General features: G+C 68.5%; 18 protein-coding genes. 6 read left to right on the forward strand and 12 right to left on the reverse strand.

Annotated features, from left to right (window positions below):
* Positions 1-278: 278 nt before the first annotated feature.
* A complete protein-coding gene (locus ACLJPX_RS12750) occupies positions 279-1820 on the reverse strand; it encodes a glycerol-3-phosphate dehydrogenase/oxidase (protein WP_410600251.1) in 1542 nt (513 codons plus the stop codon).
* Positions 1817-2380 (reverse strand): TetR/AcrR family transcriptional regulator, encoded by a 564-nt coding sequence (locus tag ACLJPX_RS12755; RefSeq protein WP_101610787.1) that lies wholly within the window; start codon positions 2378-2380, stop codon positions 1817-1819. Before ACLJPX_RS12755 ends, ACLJPX_RS12750 begins: the two co-directional genes overlap by 4 nt.
* A gap of 97 nt (positions 2381-2477) precedes the next feature.
* Between ACLJPX_RS12755 and ACLJPX_RS12760 the strand changes: the two genes are divergently transcribed.
* Positions 2478-4097 (forward strand): FAD-binding oxidoreductase, encoded by a 1620-nt coding sequence (locus ACLJPX_RS12760; protein WP_410600252.1) that lies wholly within the window; start codon positions 2478-2480, stop codon positions 4095-4097.
* On the opposite strand, the gene ACLJPX_RS12765 is transcribed toward ACLJPX_RS12760, so the two are convergent.
* The 4 genes from ACLJPX_RS12765 to ACLJPX_RS12780 form a co-directional block, all read right to left on the reverse strand.
* Complete coding sequence (locus tag ACLJPX_RS12765) at positions 4075-4722, reverse strand: gamma-glutamylcyclotransferase family protein (protein ID WP_410600253.1); 648 nt, start codon at positions 4720-4722, stop codon at positions 4075-4077. The two genes, ACLJPX_RS12760 and ACLJPX_RS12765, sit on opposite strands and share 23 nt — an antisense overlap.
* The gene (locus ACLJPX_RS12770) at positions 4716-5810 is read right to left on the reverse strand and encodes an S-(hydroxymethyl)mycothiol dehydrogenase (protein WP_410600254.1); all 1095 of its coding nucleotides are present in this window, start codon (positions 5808-5810) and stop codon (positions 4716-4718) included. Before ACLJPX_RS12770 ends, ACLJPX_RS12765 begins: the two co-directional genes overlap by 7 nt.
* A gap of 145 nt (positions 5811-5955) precedes the next feature.
* On the reverse strand, positions 5956-7218 hold the full coding sequence (locus ACLJPX_RS12775; protein WP_410600255.1) for a C39 family peptidase: 1263 nt from the start codon (positions 7216-7218) through the stop codon (positions 5956-5958).
* A gap of 202 nt (positions 7219-7420) precedes the next feature.
* On the reverse strand, positions 7421-9142 hold the full coding sequence (locus ACLJPX_RS12780) for a TIGR03767 family metallophosphoesterase (protein ID WP_410600256.1): 1722 nt from the start codon (positions 9140-9142) through the stop codon (positions 7421-7423).
* A 172-nt stretch (positions 9143-9314) separates the two neighbouring features.
* Here ACLJPX_RS12780 and ACLJPX_RS12785 point away from each other — a divergent pair, with 172 nt between their 5' ends.
* Positions 9315-9749: a hypothetical protein gene (locus ACLJPX_RS12785; RefSeq protein WP_101610783.1), complete on the forward strand. Its 435-nt coding sequence runs from the start codon at positions 9315-9317 to the stop codon at positions 9747-9749.
* Positions 9750-9915: 166 nt separating this feature from the next.
* Here the strand turns inward: ACLJPX_RS12785 and ACLJPX_RS12790 are convergent, their stop codons facing one another.
* Entirely contained in the window at positions 9916-10515 is a 600-nt protein-coding gene (locus tag ACLJPX_RS12790; RefSeq protein WP_410600257.1) for a TetR/AcrR family transcriptional regulator C-terminal domain-containing protein, read from the reverse strand.
* Between the two features lie 58 nt (positions 10516-10573).
* Between ACLJPX_RS12790 and ACLJPX_RS12795 the strand changes: the two genes are divergently transcribed.
* A complete protein-coding gene (locus ACLJPX_RS12795) occupies positions 10574-11029 on the forward strand; it encodes a hypothetical protein (protein ID WP_410600258.1) in 456 nt (151 codons plus the stop codon).
* Here the strand turns inward: ACLJPX_RS12795 and ACLJPX_RS12800 are convergent.
* A complete protein-coding gene (locus ACLJPX_RS12800; protein WP_410600259.1) occupies positions 10998-12260 on the reverse strand; it encodes an ABC transporter substrate-binding protein in 1263 nt (420 codons plus the stop codon). The two genes, ACLJPX_RS12795 and ACLJPX_RS12800, sit on opposite strands and share 32 nt — an antisense overlap.
* Before the next feature lie 101 nt (positions 12261-12361).
* Positions 12362-13999, reverse strand: a complete 1638-nt coding sequence (locus ACLJPX_RS12805) for a long-chain fatty acid--CoA ligase (protein WP_410600260.1) — start codon at positions 13997-13999, stop codon at positions 12362-12364.
* 450 nt (positions 14000-14449) lie between these two features.
* Between ACLJPX_RS12805 and mihF the strand changes: the two genes are divergently transcribed.
* Together mihF and ACLJPX_RS12815 are read left to right on the forward strand one after the other, a co-directional pair.
* A complete protein-coding gene (gene mihF, locus ACLJPX_RS12810) occupies positions 14450-14761 on the forward strand; it encodes an integration host factor, actinobacterial type (RefSeq protein ID WP_005155963.1) in 312 nt (103 codons plus the stop codon).
* 107 nt (positions 14762-14868) lie between these two features.
* A complete protein-coding gene (locus ACLJPX_RS12815; protein ID WP_410600261.1) occupies positions 14869-16017 on the forward strand; it encodes an isochorismate synthase in 1149 nt (382 codons plus the stop codon).
* 74 nt (positions 16018-16091) lie between these two features.
* On the opposite strand, the gene ACLJPX_RS12820 is transcribed toward ACLJPX_RS12815, so the two are convergent.
* Positions 16092-16781: a 4'-phosphopantetheinyl transferase family protein gene (locus ACLJPX_RS12820; RefSeq protein ID WP_410600262.1), complete on the reverse strand. Its 690-nt coding sequence runs from the start codon at positions 16779-16781 to the stop codon at positions 16092-16094.
* Complete coding sequence (locus ACLJPX_RS12825; protein ID WP_410600263.1) at positions 16778-18118, reverse strand: cation:dicarboxylate symporter family transporter; 1341 nt, start codon at positions 18116-18118, stop codon at positions 16778-16780. Before ACLJPX_RS12825 ends, ACLJPX_RS12820 begins: the two co-directional genes overlap by 4 nt.
* Positions 18119-18244: 126 nt before the next feature.
* Here ACLJPX_RS12825 and ACLJPX_RS12830 point away from each other — a divergent pair, with 126 nt between their 5' ends.
* Positions 18245-19414 carry an acyl-CoA dehydrogenase family protein gene (locus tag ACLJPX_RS12830; protein ID WP_101610775.1) on the forward strand — a complete coding sequence of 390 codons (1170 nt, stop codon included), beginning with the start codon at positions 18245-18247 and terminating at the stop codon, positions 19412-19414.
* 77 nt (positions 19415-19491) lie between these two features.
* Here ACLJPX_RS12830 and ACLJPX_RS12835 read toward each other — a convergent pair whose 3' ends face one another.
* A complete protein-coding gene (locus ACLJPX_RS12835; protein ID WP_410600264.1) occupies positions 19492-19821 on the reverse strand; it encodes a hypothetical protein in 330 nt (109 codons plus the stop codon).
* Positions 19822-19829 lie beyond the last annotated feature (8 nt).

Below are 19829 nucleotides of genomic sequence, written 5' to 3' on the forward strand. Positions count from 1 at the left end.
TCAAGTTTGGGGAGCTTCTCGCCGCATTTAGCGGACTAAATGCGGTGTCAGGCGGCGACGCACGCCGGTGCGCCGAGCGTCGGACAGGTAGAGAAGGTCCCCTTCGTTACCTTCAGGGTAGGCAAGGAGGCATTCACGGACCTTGGGAGATGCCGAGAGCCGAGCGTGTCGCGAAAGCCACTTTCGCGACGTCTGGTGTCCCGAAAGTGGCTTTCGCGACATCCGGGGACGGGTTCCGGCGGGCGCTTCTCGCCGCATTTAGCGGACTAAACGCGGTGTCAGACGAGTCCGGCGAGCGACTTGTCGACAAGCTCCTGGACGCGGGGACGGGCCGCTTCGGCCTCCGAAGCGACCAGGCCGAGCCGCGTGCGGCGCTCCAGGACGTCCTCGACGTCGAGCGCGCCTTCGTGCCGCACGGCCCACACGACCTCGGCCGCGCTGATCTCGGTGCCCGCGAACAGGGGAAGGCCCAGTTCCGGATCGACCTCGCCGAGCGCCGCGATCCGGGGCGCTTCGGTGCCGTACTTCGCGACCAGCCGGGCGGGCGCGTCCACAGTGGACAGCCGATGCCGCGGGGTCGCGCCGAGCAGGGGAAGCCGGGACGTGGTCGACGGCCCGGCGCGGAGCCCGGACCGCTTCAAAGCGGCGTCGACGGCGTCCTCGGCCATCTTCCGGTACGTCGTCAGCTTGCCGCCGACGACGGTGAGCACGCCGTCGGCGCCGGTCACCACCGCGTGCTTGCGCGAGAGATCCGCGCTGCGCCCGCCGCCGCCTTCGACCAGGGGCCGCAGCCCGGCGAACGAGCCGTCGACGTCGGCGCGGGTCAGCGGCCGGGTGAACGCCGTCGACGCCACCTCCAACAGGAAGTCCACATCGGACTCCGGCACGGACGGCACGCGCGGGACCGGGCCGTCGGTCGGCTCGTCGGTGACCCCGACGAACACGCGGCCGTCGGGTTGCGGCAGCAGGAAGACGAACCGGTTGTTCTCGCCGGGAACGGGCACGTTGACCGACGTCGCGCCGATCGGCGCCGACCCCGGAGCCAGGATCAGGTGTGAGCCGCGGGACGGCCGCAGCCGCACCGACTCCGCCAGTTCGCCCGCCCAGACGCCCGTCGCGTTGATCACCTGACCGGCGCGGATCTCCACTTCCTGCCCGGTGAGCCGGTCCCTGGCCAGTACCGAATCCGCGGCGAGCCGGAGCGCTTCGACCCTCGTCAGGATCTTCGCGCCGCGTGACGCCGCCGTGCGCGCGAGGTTCACCACGAGCCGGGCGTCGTCGGTCAGCGCGCCGTCGTAGGCCAGCAGCGCGCCGCGCAGACCTTGGGGAGACAGGCCGGGGGCGAGCGCGAGCGCTTCCGCGGCCGGGATCGACCTCGGCCGCGGCAGTACCGACGCCGGGGTGCCCGCCGCGCGCCGGAGGCCGTCACCGGCGACGAGGCCGGTCATGATGAACGCCTGCTGGCCGCGGGAGGTCTTGCGGTACATGGGGAACAGCTGCGGGATCGCCCTGGTGAGATGCGGCGCGGTGCGCGTCATGAGGATCCCGCGTTCGACGGCGCTCTCGTGCGCCAGCGCCAGATCGCCCTTGGCGAGGTAGCGGAGCCCGCCGTGGACCAGCTTGCTGGACCAGCGCGAAGTCCCGTATGCCAGGTCGTACGCCTCGATCAGGGCCACCGAGAGCCCGCGCGCGGCCGCGTCCAGCGCGATCCCGGCGCCGGTGACCCCGCCGCCGACGACCGCCAGATCGACCCGCTCACCGCCGTCGAGCGCCGCGAGTTCCCGCTCGCGCCGCAAAGCGTTGAGCGAGCCCGGCGTCACGGCCGCAGCGCCGCGTCGAGCACCTGGGCGAATTCCGCCATCAGGTCGTCTTCGTTCACGTCCGCCGTCGCGGGACGGAAGGAGAACGCGAAGGACTGGATGAGCATCAACAGGGTGCGCGCCTGCGAAGGCAGGTCGCCCTTGCGGATCGAGCCGTCCTCCTGGCCCGACCGCAGCAGGTGCAGGATCACGCCTTCGGCGAACCGCTGGGTCTTCCCGAGCCGCTCGACGATGTAGGGCAGGACGAGTTCGGGGTCGAGGTCCAGCAGGGTGCGGAAAAGCGGGTCACCCGACAGCGCGGTGACGGCGGTGGTCGAGCTCCGCACGAGCCGCTCGCGGAAGTGGGCCGGTTCGTTCTCCGGTTCCGCGGCGCCTTGCAGCAGGCCGCCGAACTCGCGCGTCATGAGGGTCGCGAGCACGCTGCGCACGTCCGGGAAGCGGCGGTAGACGGTCATCCGGCTGACCTTCGCGGTGCGCGCGATCTCCGCGAGCGTGGTCCGCCTCACGCCGACGGCGAGCACGCACTTCTTCGCCGCGTCGAGCAGAACGTCGTCGGACACGCGTGTCGAGGCCTGGCGGGATCGGGTGTCCGCCAGCGCCGAGACGCCTGTTTCCGCAGGTGAGTGACGTTGTACGTCCATATGTAACACTGTAGTCGTGACGGAGCTTATTGACCACCGGTTAAGACGGTCCTGGACGCCGGAATCCGGTGACGCGGCCCACCTTCCGGCGAAGGCGTTGCGGTGGCTCGTCCAGCGTATCGGTCCGCTGGGTTCGGCGGCGCCTTTCGCGCCCGATTCGGCGCTTCCCGTTCCCGATTCGGCGCTCGGCGAACAGCCGAAACGTGACCTCGAGGAACTCGTCGGCGCGGAGAACGTCCTGGTGGCACCGGGGGAGCGGCTCGCGCGGGCGAGCGGTTTGTCCTATCTGGACCTGCTGCGGCGCCGGGGGTTCGGTGATTTTCCGGTGCCGGACGCCGTCGTCCTGCCGGAGAATCCCGGCGAAGTCCAGGCGGTACTGGAAATCTGCGCACGGCACGACGTCGGCGTCGTCCCGTTCGGCGGCGGGACGTCAGTGGTCGGCGGGGTTTCGGCGCTGCGCGGGGACAAGAGCGCGGTGATCGCGCTCGACCTCACCAGGCTCGGCGAACTGGTCTCCGTCGACCCGGTGTCCCGGATCGCGGTCCTCCAGGCCGGGGTCACTGGCCCGGAGGCCGATCGGCTGCTCGCCGCGCACGGCTTCACCCTCGGGCACGTGCCCCAGTCCTACGAACGGGCCACCATCGGCGGCTACGCAGCGACCCGGTCCGCCGGGCAGGCCTCGTCGGGTTACGGCCGGTTCGAGGACATGGTTTCGGGTGTCCGGCTCGCGACCCCGCGCGGCGAATGGAAACTCGGTGTCGCGCCGGCGTCGGCGGCGGGACCCGATCTGCGGCACCTCGCCGTCGGCAGCGAAGGCGCGCTCGGCGTGATCACCGAGGTCGCCCTCCGCGTCCGTCCCGTGCCGGAAGTGCGCCGCTACGAGGGCTACGTCCTCGACGGCTGGGAGAACGGCACCGCGGCGGTCCGCGAACTCGCCCAGCGGCACGTGCTGGCGGACGTCACCCGGCTGTCCGATGTGGACGAAAGCGAAGTTTCGCTGGCACTCAACGACAGCTGGAAGACCAATGCGCTGCGCCGGTATCTCAAGGCGCGGGGGATCGCCCATCCCTGTCTGCTGATCGTCGGCTGGGAAGGCGCGTCGAAACGCGAGGTGGCCCGGCGCCGTCAGGACACCACCCGCGTGCTGGAGCCGTTCGGCGCCGTCCGCATCGGCGCGGCCCTCGGCGAATCCTGGCGCCGCGGCCGGTTTTCCGGGCCCCGGCAGCGGGACGCCCTGATGGACAAGGGTGTCTGCGTCGAAACCCTGGAGACGGCCGCGTACTGGGCGGAATTGAGCGACCTGCGCGACGCCGTCCGTGCCGCGCTCACCGCCACGCTCGGCCGGGCGATCATCATGTGCCACGTCTCGCACGCCTACGAAACGGGCGCGTCGCTGTACTTCACCGTGCTCACCGCCCGCGACGAGGCCGATCCGATCGGCCAGTGGCAGCGGGCGAAGGCCGCGGCTTCGGAGGCGATCACCGGGATCGGCACCATCTCGCACCACCACGCCGTCGGCGTCGACCACGCGCGCTATCTGGCGCCGGAAATCGGCGACATCGGCGTCGAGGTGCTGCGGGCGGCGAAGAAGGCCGTCGACCCGGCGGGGATCCTCAATCCCGGGAAGCTTCTTTGACCAGCGCCCCGGTGTCGATCAGCGTGCAGTCCAGGCCGTGCGTCTCGGCGGGGATCCCTTCCAGCGCCGCGGCCCGGCGCTGTTCGAGGTCGGCGACGCGGATGTGCCTGCCGTCCACGAGGATCGGCAAGCGGATGTCGGCGGCGCCGACATAGGCGACCACGTCGTCGAGCACGGTGCCGTCGTCGAGGGTGATGGCCGGGGCGGTCAGCCGCACCAGCCGGTAGCGCTGGCCGTTGCCCTCACATCGGTCGAGTACGGCGAGCTGATCGGGGGAGGCGAACCAGACGGAGTGCTCCTCGACGACGCCCGGGGCGGCGGCGAGCGTGGCCGGCCGCTGCCCGTCCCGGAACCGCAGGCCGGACGCCCACACCGCGGCGAGGTCGGTGCAGCGCGCGTGGCAGACGACGACAGGGCCCTCCAGGCCCATGTTCTTCCGCAGCCAGGTGATCTTGGACGGGCACGCGTTCGACCCGTAGGCGAGGACGGCCTGGCGTTCGCGCCAGCCCTCCGGCGCGGTGTCGAGGCTGTGCCCGGCGCCGTCGAAGTGGACGAACGAGTGACCCGGCCGCGCCCCCGGATACGGGTCGGCGGGGAAATCGCTGTCGGCGAAGAGTTTCACCACGTCACCACACTACGGAGGACGTCCCCGTGGTGCATGCGCTCGAAGGCCTGCTCGACCCCGTCGAGGGCGATCCGCTCGGTGACGAACTTGTCGAGCGGGAGCCTGCCCTGCAGGTAGAGGTCGATCAGCATAGGGAAATCGCGTGAGGGCAGGCAATCGCCGTACCAAGACGACTTCAATGAGCCGCCGCGCGAGAAGAAGTCGATCAGCGGCAGGTCCAGCCGCATGTCCGGGGTCGGGACGCCGACGAGCACGACGGTGCCCGCCAGATCGCGGCCGTAGAACGCCTGACGCCAGGTTTCCGGCCTGCCGACCGCGTCGATCACGACGTCCGCGCCGAACGAATCGGTGAACTCCTGGATGGCTTCGACGACCTGGTCTTCGCTCAATCCCTTGCTGTTCAGCGTGTGCGTGGCGCCGAATCCCTTGGCCCAGTCCAGTTTCCGGTCGTCGGTGTCGACGGCGATGATGGTCTTCGCGCCGGCCAGGTTCGCCCCGGCGATGGCCGCGTCGCCGACGCCGCCGCAGCCGATGACCGCGACGGAATCGCCGCGGCTCACCGCTCCGGTGTTCAGCGCCGCGCCGAGACCGGCCATCACCCCGCAGCCGAGGAGCCCGGCGACCGCGGGCTCGGCGGCGGGGTCGACCTTCGTGCACTGTCCACTGTGGACGAGTGTCTTCTCGAGGAACGCCCCGACGCCGAGTGCGGGCGACAGGGCGGTGCCGTCGGCCAGTGTCATCGGCTGGGCGGCGTTGAACGTGGAGAAGCAGTACCAGGGCTTGCCCCGGCGGCAGGCGCGGCAGGTGCCGCAGACCGCGCGCCAGTTCAGGATCACGTAGTCACCCGGTTCGAGATCCGTGACGCCGTCGCCGACGGCCTCCACGAATCCCGCGGCCTCGTGGCCGAGCAGGAACGGGAACTCGTCGTTGATGCCGCCCTCGCGGTAGTGCAGGTCGGTGTGGCAGACGCCGCACGCCTTGACCGCGACGACGGCCTCACCGGGCCCGGGATCGGGCACCGTCACGGACTCCAGTGAGACCGGTTCACCTTTGGCTCGGGAAACGACGCCCTGGACCTCGTACGGCATGCTTACCTCCGAGTGAGTTCTCTAGGCAGCTTGCCACGGAACCAACTCGGATCGCGACATCCGCACGGGTGCGGTATCGTCCGTCCATGCCCCCGCCGCCACCCTCAAGGGATGCGCTGCGCGCGCGGAATCGTTTCAGTGCGCGCTAGCGCGGCGTGATGATGTAGGCGACGCCTCCCGGAGCGCCCGAGACCCCGCCCGTGGTGTTGTACCGCTTGGTGCGCTGCCAGATCGTCTCGAATTGGTGTCGCTTGTAGACATTTCGGACCCGGTCGTTGCTGTTGGCGGCCGGATCGTTCGCGATCACGTCACCGTCCTTCGTGAAACCGACGACGACCATGATGTGCCCGGCGGTGCCGTAGCCCGCGCCGTCGAGTTCCTCGGCCTTGAACGATTGTGAAGTGATCACCGGAATGCCGCGCGCGATGTAGCTTTCGAGTTCGGTCAAGGAGTGCAAACGGGTGATGTGCCCGCGCAGTCCGAGTGAAGCGGCGTACGCGGTGTTGAACGGCCAGTTGCCGGTTCCGTCGTAAGCGTGATCGAAGGTGTAGCGGGCGGCGTACGCGACGGTCGGATCCACGTAACCCTTCGGGATCCACGTCATGTCCTCGCGCTTGGGCCGTTTGCCCCAGTACTCGGCGACCATTTCGGTGGACGTCGGGCTGCACCAGCTTTCGCCGCCACCGCCGTACTCGGGGAACTGTCCTTTGTGGAGATTCTGGGCGTAGGCGGGGACCTTGAGTTCGATGCCAGTGGCGCGGCCCGGTTTCGTCGCCCGGACCTCGAACCGGTCCGGGACCAGCGACGTCATCGCGCCGAGCGAGGTCACCGACGGCGTGGCGCGGGAACCGGCCTCGCGGTAGAGGCTGATCCGCAGTTGATACGACCGGAGCGCGACGCCCGCCTTCATGACCAGCGTGTCGACGTCGACAGCGGCGTTGGCGTCGCTCTGGCCGTCGACGCTGGTGCGCTTGATGTCGGCGTCCCCGCTGGCCCACCGGCCCATGACGTACCAGGCCGTCTCGGTGCCCGACGAGGTGCGGCCCTTCGCCTCGATCTTGATCCAGGTCTTGGCCGGTGTCTTCGCGTTCCATGAGGCGACCAGCTGGGAGGCGTCGAAGCCGTGCTTGTGGCTCTTCGACGTCCACTGGCCGTATTCGTAGGTCTTCGTGGTGCCGAGCGCGGGTTCGGTGTGCTCGATGGTGCCGATCGGGCGATCGATGCGCAGTTCGCCGTGGTGGAGGTCGAGCCCCTCCAGCCTGCCGTCACGGAAACCGCGCTGACCGGACCATTCGTGGTAATCGATCGACTCGTCGTCCGGCTTGCCGGGGCTCGCCTCCACCGTCTGTGCCGTCACCGCGGACATCGTCGCGATCGTCAGCAGCGTGACCAGCCCTCGTATCCGCATCGCGGCTCCATCCCTCGGGTCCACCCAGTAGGGAAGGGATTTTCGCCGGTCGCGCGAGGTATGTAAACAGTTGTCTGCAAGACGGCCCGAGTCTGTGTCGCTTTCGCGACCAGCCCCCCGCGTTTGGTCCTCTAGTTGCGGTACTTGCACGCGCAAGTACCGCAACTAGAGGACGAAACGCGGGGGATCCAGACCGAGTGGGTCAGGCGAGGGGGTTCGGCAGCAGGAGTTCGGTGTTCTGGTCCTGAGCCGTCCCGACGGCGCCCAGCGAAGCGTGGATGTCGTTGTACGAGAACTCCCGGTACAGCGACGCAAGCGCTTGCGTCGAGGTGTCCGAGTACTCCGCCTCGTACGGTGCTTCGGCTTCGATCAGCGTCGTGAACAGCGACAGCGTGCCGTCGGCGTTGTCGGCGACCTCGATGATCCGCGCGTGCTGCGGGAAGTCGATGTGCGAAGCGGTGTTGATCTCCCAGAAGCCCTGCTTCGCCGTTTTGCCGGGGTGCGGGGTGATCTTGTTGTGGTGCGTGTGGCCGTTGACCCACGCCAGCACGTTCGGGAACCGGTTCAGCAGCGAGACGAACGTGTCGCCGTTGAGCCGCAACTCCAGCGGATGCCGCGCGTCGGGGAGCACGTTGCCCATGGTGTCGCTGGTGTGGTGGCTGAACAGGATGAACAGTTCGTCCGTCACGTTCTGCGTGACCTTGCGGCCGAAGAAGTCGTAGTACACCGAGCTGTTGCGCTTGAGCGTGTTCTCCACCCAGGTGAACTGCCCGAGCCCGATCGACCCGTCCGCGAGCCCGGCCATCGTCGTGGTGTCGAGGCTGATGCCGACGACGCCCGGCGCGATGCGGAAGGTGTAGTACACGTTGCGCCCGTCGGCGTTGTTGCCGCTGAACCCGTGGCCGACCGGGCCGGGGCCGGTGTTGGCGGTGTCGAGGTGGTGCCGCACGAACTCCGCGGTGCTGAACGGCCGCCGCCGCGCGTCCGGGGTGATCTCGCGGATCGTGCCCGAACCGCCGAACAGCTCCGTGATCGGGACGCCCGAGCCGGAGCCGATCGCCTTGGCGAGTTTCCGCGACGTCGTCTCGTCCTTGCCGATCACCTTGAAGCGGCCGGTGTACCAGGCGTCCATCCCCGGCAGATCCGGCAGCGTGCCGACGATGCTGTCGTCGTGGTTGCCGAAGGTGCAGAACCACGGGATGTCGAGACCGGGTGAGGTGAAGGTGTTCGAAGCCGCGCCGAGCAGACCGGGCAGCTGCGGGAAGCCCTTCTTCGTGTAGGCGTCGTCCAGCGCCTTGCCGGGGTTCCAGTAGTGCGAGGACCCGGACGTCTGGACGCCTTCGTGCGCGTTCGGGTCACCGGACGTCGGGTTCACCGTGCCGCCGTTGAGCACCTTGAGGAACCACTCGAGCTCGACCAGCTCGTGGTTGTCGGTGTTGTCGCCGGTGGTGACCATGAAATCGATCGCCCGCCCGGTGAACGGGCCCGTCTTCAGGCTGTTCACCCGCTCCACCAGCGCCGTCGTCGCGACCGGGCCGAGCGTCTCCTGCGGCCGGTGCGCCGAGCCGATGAACGGGTGCAGGTATTCGAACCGCGCCGGGCTCTCGGCGTCGGTGAAGTGCAGATCGGTGAACTGCGCGAACGACGCCACCGCGCGGCGCCGGTCGTCGCGGCCGGACTTCGGCGCGGCGAGATCGCCCCGGACGACGAGCGGCCAGCCGGGACCCGCCGTCAGCCGCGTGTAGCCCGGACCGCTCTTCAGCGGAGCCGCGGCGGATTCCAGCGTGGTACCCGCGGTGCGCACCGCGCGGGACGTCGTGCGTGCGAGCGCCCGGTCAAGCGCGTTGGCGGTCGGGGTGCACAGCAGCAGGCCGACGCCGGCGGCGCCCGCCGCGGTGAAGGTTCGCCTGGAGATGTCGGACATGGCGGTGCCCCTACTCGTCGCGGGTGGGTGTCGCGGAAGGACGATGCCGGACGACGTTAGCCGTGGGGTGAACGCCAGAAAAGGGTAATGCGAAGATTTGTCACGTTCGGCCGAATGCTTTCGTCGCCATGGTGGTTAAGCTGGTCGCTCGGGTGGTGAGGAGGTGGCCCCGGTGGGTGCTTCGGCATGGTCTGTCCGCGGCCGGTTCGAGGGAGATCCGGAAGCGGCGCTGGACGCGATGAAGACGCGCGTCTTCGCGGAGGGCGACTACCTCTGGGAAGAGGACGAACTCGGCCGCCCGGATTCGGTCGAGGAGCTGTACGAGATCGAGAGTGTCCAGGAGTCCGGGACCCATTCGGTGCTCGACGTGCACGAGTTCATCAGCGCCACGGGCGAGGACGACTTCGGCACGATCCGGCCCTTGACCGACGCCGAACTCCTCACCGCCTTCGGGACCGAGGAGCCGTCTGTCGCCGGCTTCGACGAACTCGACAAGGCGGGGCAGCTGCCGTACGAACGCCGCCCGCGCTGGAGCGCGAACTGCGCGCTGCTCTACGAAGACGACGTCGCCGTCGAGCTCGCGATCTGGGGCGTCTCCGGCGACTAGAGCCGGGCTTTCGCGACACCCGGGATGGCGACCAGGGTGCCGGTGCCGAGCGGGTCGGGTTGGTCGTGAGTGGGGATTCGGGTCAGGGTCACGGGTGTCCTGGTTACCTGTCGGCCTCTGGCTGCGGTCGTTCGACCCGGCCCCTCACGCCTTGAACCTCCGGCGACTAGAGCCGGGCTTCGAGCCCGTCGAGAATGACCTCGACGCCCAAATCGAAGACGTCCTCCCCGCTCTGGCGGGCGAAAGCCGGGCCGAGCCTGCTCACGTGGGGATAATCCGCGAGCCGTTCGAGGAACCCTTCGTCCGGCTTCCGCGCGGAGAGGGTTTCCACCGAGGCCAGCACGTGTGCCGTGAGCAGCCGCGAAATCCCCGCCGTGTCCTCCTCGGAGAAACCCGCCTCCAGCAGGATCCGCGCGGTCGTCTCGACATGGCCCAGCCGGTGCGGCCCGGTCGGCGGCCGTTCCCGCAGCAGCGCGGCCGCGTCCCGGTGGCGCATCAGCAAAGCCCTGAACTGACGGAGTCCGCTCGCGAGCTGTTCGCGCCACGGCAGGTCCTGGTCGATCTCGAAGGCGTCGGCGCAGATCGCTTCGGCGACCAGGTCCAGCAGTTCGGCCTTGTCCTTCACGTGCCAGTAGAGCGTCGGTGAGCTGACACCGAGCTTCGCCGCCAGGCGCCGGGTGCTCAGCTCCGCGAGACCCGTTTCGTCGAGCAGGTCGACGGCCGCGTCGGTGATCTTGGCGAGGTCCAGCGAGCCTTTGCGTGCCACCCGCGAACTCTATCAGTGATAGATTTGTCCCTATCACTGATAGAGAACGGGGGAAGTGATGCTCTGGACACCGAAGATCCGCCTGGTCACGGTGCTGTGCTCGATCGTTTTCGCGGCCGGGACGGCGCTGCAGAACTACGTGATCATCGATCTGGACCTGATCGAGGCGAGCATGCGGCTCAAAGGGGTGGAAACCGGCGACGCGCCCGCCTACCTCGGCGCGTTGCGGCTGGTGGGGAACGTCTTCATCGTGGGCAACCTGCTCGGCGTGCTCGTCTGGTTCCGGTGGCGTTGGCTGCTCTGGCCGGTGCTCGCGGTCAACGTCGGCCAGGCGTTGGGCGTGTACGTCGTGCCGTTCGAGGTGCACCGGGCCGCGATCGACGAACACGGCTGGCCGGGCGTGCTGCCGTCCCTGGTCACCGACGGCGGCGCGGTGATCCTGTCGATCCTGCTGATAGTCGCTTATGTCCGCTCGCGCCGCCTCACGCGGACAGGCGACCCAGTTCGGCTTTGACCGCTTCGACCGCGGCCTTCGTCTCGGCGACCGGATCGGCGCCGTCACGGGCGATCTTGCCCAGCGCGTCGACGAGCGCGGTGTTCGCCGTCGGCGTCCACAGTGGACCGGCGGCGCGGCCGTTCTCCCGGATCAGCTTCGCGGCGTCGGTCCCCGGGGTGGCCTTGTCGAGCACGCTCAGCCGTGCGGGCAGGTGGAAGCCGAACCTGGTGGCGAACTCCTGCTGGAAGTCGGTGCGCTCCAGCCACAGCCATTTGACGAAGTCCTTGGCGGCGTTGGGATTCAGGCTCTTGGAATGCACCATCGCGCTCAGCCCGCTGACCGGGACGGACGGGGCGCCCGCCGCGTCGAGCCGGGGGAAGGCCAGGACACCGAAGTCGTCCTTCATGGTGTCCTGGATCTTCGGCAGGTTCCACAGCCAGGTCCACTGCATGGCGGCGAGCCCGTCGATGAACGGGATCGGATCTGCCCAGTCCGTCGAAGCGCCCAGCAGCAGCGAACCGTTGAGGTCATGGAGTTTCGCGAACGCGGTCGCGGCGCGGGGATCGTCGAAGCCGACGGTCTTGCCGTCCTTGAGGTAGTCGAGTCCGGCGGCCCACAGCAGGGGTCCGGCGAGTGCCGCCGCGCCCGCGTCGTTGCCGGCGAACAGCCCTTTGACGCCGTCCTTGGAGAGTTTCCTCGCCGCGTCGACGAGCTCATCGAGCGTCTGCGGCGGCTGGACCCCGGCTTCTTGAAGAAAACTCTTGCGATAGAAGAGAACCTGGGTGTCGAGTGACTGCGGGATGCCGTAGAGCTTGCCGTCGACGGTCTGCGCCGCGAGCACGGACTGGTTGAAGTCGTTGCGCACGGGCCCGATGACGTCGTCGAGCGGGACTAGGAGGTTCTGCCGGACGCGGTCGACGGTGACCCGGCCTTCGAAAACGTCCGGAACCGGCCCCGCCTGCAGTGCGGCGTTCAGCTTCGTTTCGTAGTCATCGGGATTCCACTGCACCGCGACCTTGGACTTCTGGTACGCGGCCGCGTAGCGCGTGACGGCTTCCTGGACACCGGCTTCGGGGTACGGGTGGTACCACTGCGCGAGGTCGACCGGCTTCGGCTTCGGCCGGGTGACCCCGGCGGAATAGGCCGTCGAAGGAGGGGGGCTTCCTGATTGGACGGTGTTCGACCCGCAGGCGGACAGCACTGTCGTCCCCGCCAGTGCCAGGAACGCGCGCCTGCTTGTCTTACGCACCAACAAAACCCTTCGTCGAACGCCGTGAAGGCCATCTTGTGGGAACTAGCGTCCCTCAAGATGGCCTTCACGGAAGGGCAGGCGCGCGGGAGATTAACCCGTTAGAGCTGGCTGATGTCGAGCTTTCCCTCGGAGTGGAACGCCCGCAGCCGCTTCTTGTCGAACTTGCCGACACTCGTCTTGGGGACTTCGTCCACAAAGGTCCAATTCTCCGGAAGCTGCCACTTCGCGACCTTGTCGGACAGGAACTCGCGCAGTTCCTCGGCCGTCACGGTCTGGCCCTCCTTGACCACGACGGCGACCAGCGGGCGCTCGTCCCACTTCTCGTCGGGGATGCCGACCACGGCCGCCTCGGCCACCGCGGGGTGGGCCATCACCTGGTTCTCCAGGTCCACCGAGGAGATCCACTCGCCGCCGGACTTGATGACGTCCTTCGCGCGGTCGGTCAGCGTGAGGTAGCCGTCCGGGCTGATCTTGCCGACGTCGCCGGTGCGCAGCCAGCCGTCGTGGAACTTCTCCGGGTCGGGCTCGTCACCGGTCGTGCCGCTGTAGTACGACGCCGCGATCCACGGGCCCTGCACTTCGAGCTCGCCGACGCTTTCGTTGTCCCACGGCAGTTCCTCGCCGTTGTCGCCGATCAGCCGGGCGCTGACGGAGGCGGGGAACCGGCCCTGGGTGTAGCGGTACTCCCAGGCCTTCTCGCCGGTCGCGGCGGCGGGCGGACGCGCGACGCTGCCCAGCGGCGACGTCTCGGTCATGCCCCAGGCGTGCAGGATCGGCACGTTGTAGCGGTCTTCGAACGCGTGCATCAGCGACGGCGGCGCGGCCGAGCCGCCGACGACGACCTCGCGCAGATGCGAGATGTCCTGCGGGTTCGCGTCGAGGTGCGAGAGCAGGCCCTGCCAGATCGTCGGGACGGCGCCGGCGAAGGTCGGCTTCTCGGCGTCGAGCATCTGGGCGATGGGCGCGGGCTGGAGGAAGCGGTCCGGCATCAGCAGCGAGGCGCCGACCATCAGCGCGGCGTACGGCATGCCCCAGGCCATCGCGTGGAACATCGGGACGATCGCGAGCGCCTTGTCGTGCTGGGCCAGCCGCATGCTGTCGGTCATGGTGACCTGCATCGAGTGCAGCCAGATCGACCGGTGGGAGTACGCGACGCCCTTGGGGTCACCCGTGGTGCCCGAGGTGTAACACATCGCGGCGGCCGAGCGCTCGTCCACGTCGGGCCAGTCGAAGGTGTCCGGCTGGTCCGCCAGCAGCTCGCTGTACGAGTGCACCTGGACGCCGTCGGGCGCCGGGAGGGTGGAGGCGTCGCCGTTGGCCACGATGACGTGCCGCACGGTCTTCAGCTCGGGCAGCTGCTTGGCCAGCAGCGGGACCAGCGTGCCGTCGACGATGACGACCTGGTCCTCGGCGTGGTTGGCGACGAAGACCAGCTGCTCGGGGAAGAGCCGGATGTTCAGCGTGTGCAGCACCGCGCCCATGGCGGGAATCGCCAGGTAGGCGGCCATGTGCTCGGCGTTGTTCCACATGAAGGTGCCGACGCGCTGGTCGCCGGTGATGCCCAGGCTCCGGAGGGCGTTCGCCAGGCGCGCGGCGTGTTTGCCGAGCTCACCGTAGGTCTCACGACGGGCCTCTGAACCGGTCCAGGTGATGACTTCGCTCTCGGAGTGCACCGTGGTGCCGTGGCGGAGCAGCCTGCCCAGTGACAGCTGTCCGTCCTGCATCGTGCTCAACATCGTGTACTCCCGTGGTGCTCGTTCTCCGGTGAACTGGGGTGGGGCCGACTCTAATCCGGGTCGGGTGAACTGGTCAGTAACCTCGCAGGCAACCGTTCGGTCACAGTGTCGCGCTAACGGGTGTTCGCCGGTTCGGGTCAAGATCATCAATAATTCGTATTTTTCCTACCATGAAACGAAAAATGGCTAACAGTGCGAAGTGGTGGCATCGCTCATAAGGGTGATGAACGCCATCGAATCGCCGCCCGAATGGCGTGTTTCCGCAGGCTGGGGCGGGTTGCCCAGGTCGTGGTCGAGGGGTAATAAGTGCGTGTCGGTTTCACGGCCGAGGAACGGGTGGCGTTTACTGGAGCCGTGGTACAGAGACGGCTGGCCAGCGCTTGCTCTCGCAAGCATGGTTAAAGGCCGTCGGCCGCGAAAGCGGAGACCTGAGATGAAAGGACTACTACGTTGGCTCTGCCCACGTTGACTCCGGAGCAGCGCGCCGATGCCCTCGCCAAGGCGGCTGAGGCTCGCAAGGCGCGCTCCGAGCTGCTTGCGTCGATCAAGTCCGGCAAGGAGAGCATCGACAAGGTGCTCAAGCAGGCCAAGGAGAACAAGACCATCGGCAAGACGAAGGTCACGCAGCTGCTGAAGGCCGTGCCCGGCCTGGGCGCGGTCAAGGTCGCCGCTCTGCTGGAGCAGGCCGGGATCGACCCTGACCGGCGTGCAGCCGGTCTGGGTGAGCGGCAGCGCGAGGCCCTCCTCGAGGCGCTGAAGTAACGCTTCCGCCCAGGTCACGGGCTGTCCAGGGGAAGGTGCTGCCTGAGAGGCTGTTGCCCGGGCAACACTTTCCCCTGGTCTCAGCCGGAGCCTGGGACGCTGGTGGGGTGACGACCAGTACCGCACCGGCGACCCCGGCAGACCTGGCCGCCCGCTACGAGCGGGGCGACTTTCTCCTGGCCACGGCTCGGCACGCGCTCCTCGCGAGCGGGGCCGCGGCCACCGCGACCGACACCGATCCGGTGCGGCTGTCCCGGGCACTTCCGGGGTTGTTCGCCGGCACCGGCGCTCCGATCGCGGTCGGCGTGCTGCCCTTCGACACCAGCGAGGGCACGTCGACGCCTGGTCACCTGGTCTTGCCCCGCGCCGTGCACCGCGCGTCGTCCGATCGCGGGGCTGTACCGCCGCGCACCGCGCTCCCGCAGCCGGTCAAGGTCACCTCCGTGCCCGAACCGGAGGCGCATCTGGCCGCCGTCCGCGCGGCCGTCTCGGCGCTGAGCGACCGGGACCTGCGCAAGGTCGTCCTGGCCCGCGCGCTCGATCTCGACTTCTCCGAAGCCGTTCCGGTCGCCGACGTCGTCCGGAACCTGGCGAACGGCAACCCCCGGCACACCACCTACGCCGCGCAGCTGCCCGGCGGGCGCACACTCGTCGGCGCCACCCCCGAACTCCTGCTGTCCCGCACCGGCGGCGCCGTGCTGTCCCGGCCGCATGCCGGGTCGATGCCCCGGTCGGCGGACCCGGCGATCGACAAGGCCAATGGTGAGGCGCTGCAGGCGTCCGAAAAGGACCACCTCGAACACGCCGTGGTGGTGGAGTCCGTCGTCGAGATCCTGCGGCCCTTCTGCCGGTCCCTCGACGTCCGCGGCCCCGAGCTGGTCTCGACGCCGGCGATCTGGCACCTCTCGACGACCGTCACCGGTGAGCTGATCGACCAGGACGTCACCGCGCTGGACCTCGCCGCCGCGCTGCATCCGACGCCCGCGGTCTGCGGCACGCCGACCGGCGCCGCGCGCACGCTGGTCGGGGAACTCGAGCCGTTCGACCGCGCGTACTACGCGGGTGCCGTCGGCTGGGTCGACGCGGCCGGGGACGGCGAGTGGGCCGTCGGGATCCGGTGCGCGGAGATCGCCGACACCTCCATGCGGCTGTACGCCGGTGGCGGCATCGTCCCCGCTTCCGACCCTCAGACCGAACTGGACGAGACCTCGGCGAAGTTCCGCACCCTGCTGGCCGCCATGGGCCTGGAGATCTGACCCCCCTCGCGTTTCGTCCTCTAGTTGCGGTCCTTGCGCGTGCAAGGACCGCAACTAGAGGACGAAACGCGGGGTCAGAGGGTCACGAAGTCTTCGGTCACCGAGATCTCGTCGGACGTCAGCAGCGCGACGGCGGCCCGGTAGCCCTCGGTCGCCTTCAGGTCCGCGAGCCGCGTCCGTTCCGGGTCGAGGGCCGGGTGGCTCGAGCGAGTCAGCCGCGCCTGCTCGTCGTACCCGGAGAACGTGATGCTCTGCAGCGGGATCTTGAGGCCCTTCCCGGTGGCCTTCATGACGGCTTCCTTGCGCGTCCAGTACGTGAAGAACGCCGTCGCGCGCTGCTCGTCGGGCAGACCGGAGATCGCGGCCTGCTCGGTCGGGGTCAGCGCGTACTCCATGAGCGAGTCTTCGGCCCGCCGGGTGGCCGTCTCGACGTCGAGGCCGACCGGCGTCCCCTCGGTGGCCGCGACGCCGATGAGGTCGCCGGAATGCGAGATCGACAGCATCAGCGGCGCCCCGGGCACCCGGGGGCGGCCGTGCGGTTTGCCGCAGTCATCGCAGGTCGCGTCGAACTTCACGTCCTCCACGGCGAGGCCGAGGCGTTCGGCGGTGACGGTTTTCGCCAGCACCCGGCCGGTCAGGAACCGGCGTTTGTCGATGTCCTGACGGTAGCTGTCGTACCGGCCTTGCTCGAGTTCGTCGAGCAGGGCCAGGAACCGGGGTTCAGCGGGCAGGGGCGGGGACCAGCGGACCGCACATTCGATCACGTCTCCCTTTTTACCCGATCCGCACTGGCATTACTCGAATGTTCGTCGAGCAACGTCGCTTCGTCGAAGGGCGACCGGCCGTCCAGGGTCCGGTCCAGCTGCTCGCGGTCGATCTCCTTGGTCCAGGTGCCGATCAGCACGGTCGCGACGGCGTTGCCCGCGAAGTTCGTCAGCGCGCGGGCCTCGGACATGAACCGGTCGATGCCGACGATGAACCCGACGCCGTCCACCAGTTCCGGACGGTGCGACGACAGCCCGCCCGCCAGCGTCGCGAGCCCCGCGCCGGTCACCCCGGCGGCGCCCTTCGACGCGATGATCATGAACACCAGCAACGAGATCTGCTCGCCGATGGTCAGCGGTTTGTCGAGCGCGTCCGCGATGAAGATGGACGCCATCGTCAGGTAGATCGCGGTGCCGTCGAGGTTGAACGAGTACCCGGTCGGCACGGTGATGCCGACCACGGATTTGGAGACCCCGGCGTGCTCCATCTTCGCGATCAGCCGCGGCAGCGCCGATTCGGACGACGACGTCGACAGGATCAGCAGGAACTCGCGGCCGAGGTACTTCAGCAGCTTGAAGATGTTGACCTTGGCCAGCAGGCCGATGATCAGCCCGAGCACCACGAACACGAACAGCGCGCAGGTGATGTAGAAGCCGAGCATGATCACCGCGAGGCTCTGCAGCGCCTTCCAGCCGGTCTCGCCGACGACGGCGGCGATCGCGCCGAACGCGCCGACCGGGGCCGCCCACATGATCATCGCGAGGATCCGGAACACGAGCCGCTGGATGTGCTCGATGCCGCGGCGGATCGGCTCGCCCTTCGTGCCGAGCTTCTGCAGCGCGAACCCGGCGAGCAGCGCGACCAGCAGCGTCTGCAGCACCTCGCCCTCGGTGAACGCCGAGACCAGCGTCTTCGGGATGATCCCGAGCAGGAACTCGACGGTCCCCTCGCTCTTGGCGATCTGGTCCTGGCCCTTTTCGGCGATCTCGGGGGTCAGGTGCAGACCGGTGCCCGGCTGGAGGATGTTGCCCACGACCAGGCCGATGACCAGCGCGACCGTCGACATCACGAGGAAGTAGCCGATCGCGAGCCCGCCGACGCGGCCGACCTTCGCCGCCTTCGCCACGGAGCCGACGCCGAGCACGATCGTGCAGAAGATGATCGGCGAGATCATCATCTTGATCAGGTTCACGAACCCGGTCCCGAGCGGCTTCAGTTCCTTGCCCAGCGCCGGGAAGAGGATGCCGACCGCGATGCCGAGGACCACCGCGGCGATCACCGCCAGATAGAGGTAATGGGTCCGGTCCCGCTTCGCCGCGGGTGCTTCCGTGCTCATGGGTGCCCTTCGACGAGACGAGAACAGGTTGCGAAAACTTATGACAACTTCTCGGCGAACGACAACCGAAGCGGTACGCTGAGCTAAGCGAGCGCTTAGTCAATGCCGAACAGGAGCAGGCTGACCATGGATTTCTCTCTGAGCGTCGAGGAACGCGAGGTGCGCGACTGGGTCCGCACGTTCGTCCAGCGCGACCTGATGCCACGTGAGCAGGAGGTGCTGCGCCGTGAACGCGCCGGTCAGCCCGGCCTGACCTCCGATGAGCTGCGCGAACTGCAGCTGAAGGCCAAGGAGTCCGGCTTCTGGGGTGTGCAGACGCCCGAGGAGTACGGCGGCATGGGCCTGTCCGCGGTGATGACCGCGTTGCTGGAGGCCGAGCTCGGCCGCACGTTCGTGCCGTTCCGCTTCGGCGGCGCCGCGGACAACATCCTTTACTACGCCAACGACGAGCAGAAGGAGCGCTACCTGCTCCCGACGATCTCGGGCGAACGCAAGTCGTGCTTCGCGATCACCGAACCCGGCGCGGGCTCGGACGCCAAGGCCATCCGGACGTCCGCCCGCAAGGACGGCACCGACTGGGTCATCAACGGCGAGAAGACCTTCATCACCGGCGGCAACGAGGCCGACTTCGTGATGGTGTTCGCGATCACCGATCCCGAGAAGGGCGCGAACGGCGGCGTCACCTGCTTCCTCGTCGACCGCGACGCAGGCTGGAAGTCCGAATACATCGACACCATGGGCGAATGGGGCCCGGCGGCGCTCGTCTTCGAGGACGTCCGCGTGCCGGAAACCCAGATCCTCGGCGAACTCGGCCACGGCTTCGACCTGGCCATGCAGTGGATCGGCGCCGGGCGCTACCTGCTGCCCGCCCGCGCGATCGGCTCCTGCGAACGGCTGATCTCGATGGCCATCGAGCACGCCAACACCCGGGAGACGTTCGGGCAGAAGATCGCCGAGCGCCAGGCCATCCAGTGGATGATCGCGGACTCCGGCACCGAGCTGGAGGCGCTGCGCTGGCTGGTGCTGCACGCCGCCTGGCAGGTCGACCAGAAGCTGGACTCGCGGCACGCGCAGTCGATGGCGAAGCTGTACGGCGGGGTGAAGGCGAACGAGATCGTCGACCGCGTCCTGCAGATCCACGGCGGAATGGGCTACACGCGGGAACTGCCGGTCGAGCGGTGGTACCGCGAACTGCGGCTGCTGCGGATCTACGAGGGCACCGACGAGATCCAGCGCCGGACCATCGCGCGGAACCTGCTGAAGGGGCACGTCAAGGTCGGGGGCACCCTCGGCTGAGGCGTGCGGCACATGTAATGAACGGGACTTTCCTTGCAAAATTTGCAAGGAAAGTCCCGTTCATTACGTCAGCGGTCCTAGTCGTCGTCCTTCTGACCCCGCATCGCGATCGGGACCCCGGCCAGGTCCTCCTCGTTGCAGAGAAGCTTCACGTCGTAATACGGCGAACCCTTGCGGTCGTCATAGTCGAGATGGACGGCCAGCACATCGACCGGTTCCCCGAGCCACTCCTGAGCCTGGCGTAGCCATGTCGCGCACCGTTCGAGGGCCGTGGGCAGGTCGTCGTCGCGGAATCCCACCGGGCGGTAGGGGACGTCCTGCACCTGATCACGGGGGTTCGAAGGCACCGGCAACGCCGGCGAGAGACCCGAGTCGTCCAGTTCGAGTTGGATCGTTTGCTCAGTCACCCTTCGAG

This window comes from Amycolatopsis sp. lyj-90, assembly GCF_046549035.1.
Lineage (GTDB): Bacteria > Actinomycetota > Actinomycetes > Mycobacteriales > Pseudonocardiaceae > Amycolatopsis.

Bases quoted from the DNA above. Each gene is read 5' to 3' on its own strand.
- ACLJPX_RS12780 (WP_410600256.1), bottom strand. From the start codon at position 9,142: ATGTCCGACATCTCCAGGCGAACCTTCACCGCGGCGGGCGCCGCCGGC.
- ACLJPX_RS12770 (WP_410600254.1), bottom strand. From the start codon at position 5,810: ATGCCGTACGAGGTCCAGGGCGTCGTTTCCCGAGCCAAAGGTGAACCG.
- ACLJPX_RS12805 (WP_410600260.1), bottom strand. From the start codon at position 13,999: ATGTTGAGCACGATGCAGGACGGACAGCTGTCACTGGGCAGGCTGCTC.
- ACLJPX_RS12830 (WP_101610775.1), top strand. From the start codon at position 18,245: ATGGATTTCTCTCTGAGCGTCGAGGAACGCGAGGTGCGCGACTGGGTC.
- ACLJPX_RS12825 (WP_410600263.1), bottom strand. From the start codon at position 18,118: ATGAGCACGGAAGCACCCGCGGCGAAGCGGGACCGGACCCATTACCTC.
- ACLJPX_RS12775 (WP_410600255.1), bottom strand. From the start codon at position 7,218: ATGCGGATACGAGGGCTGGTCACGCTGCTGACGATCGCGACGATGTCC.
- ACLJPX_RS12795 (WP_410600258.1), top strand. From the start codon at position 10,574: ATGCTCTGGACACCGAAGATCCGCCTGGTCACGGTGCTGTGCTCGATC.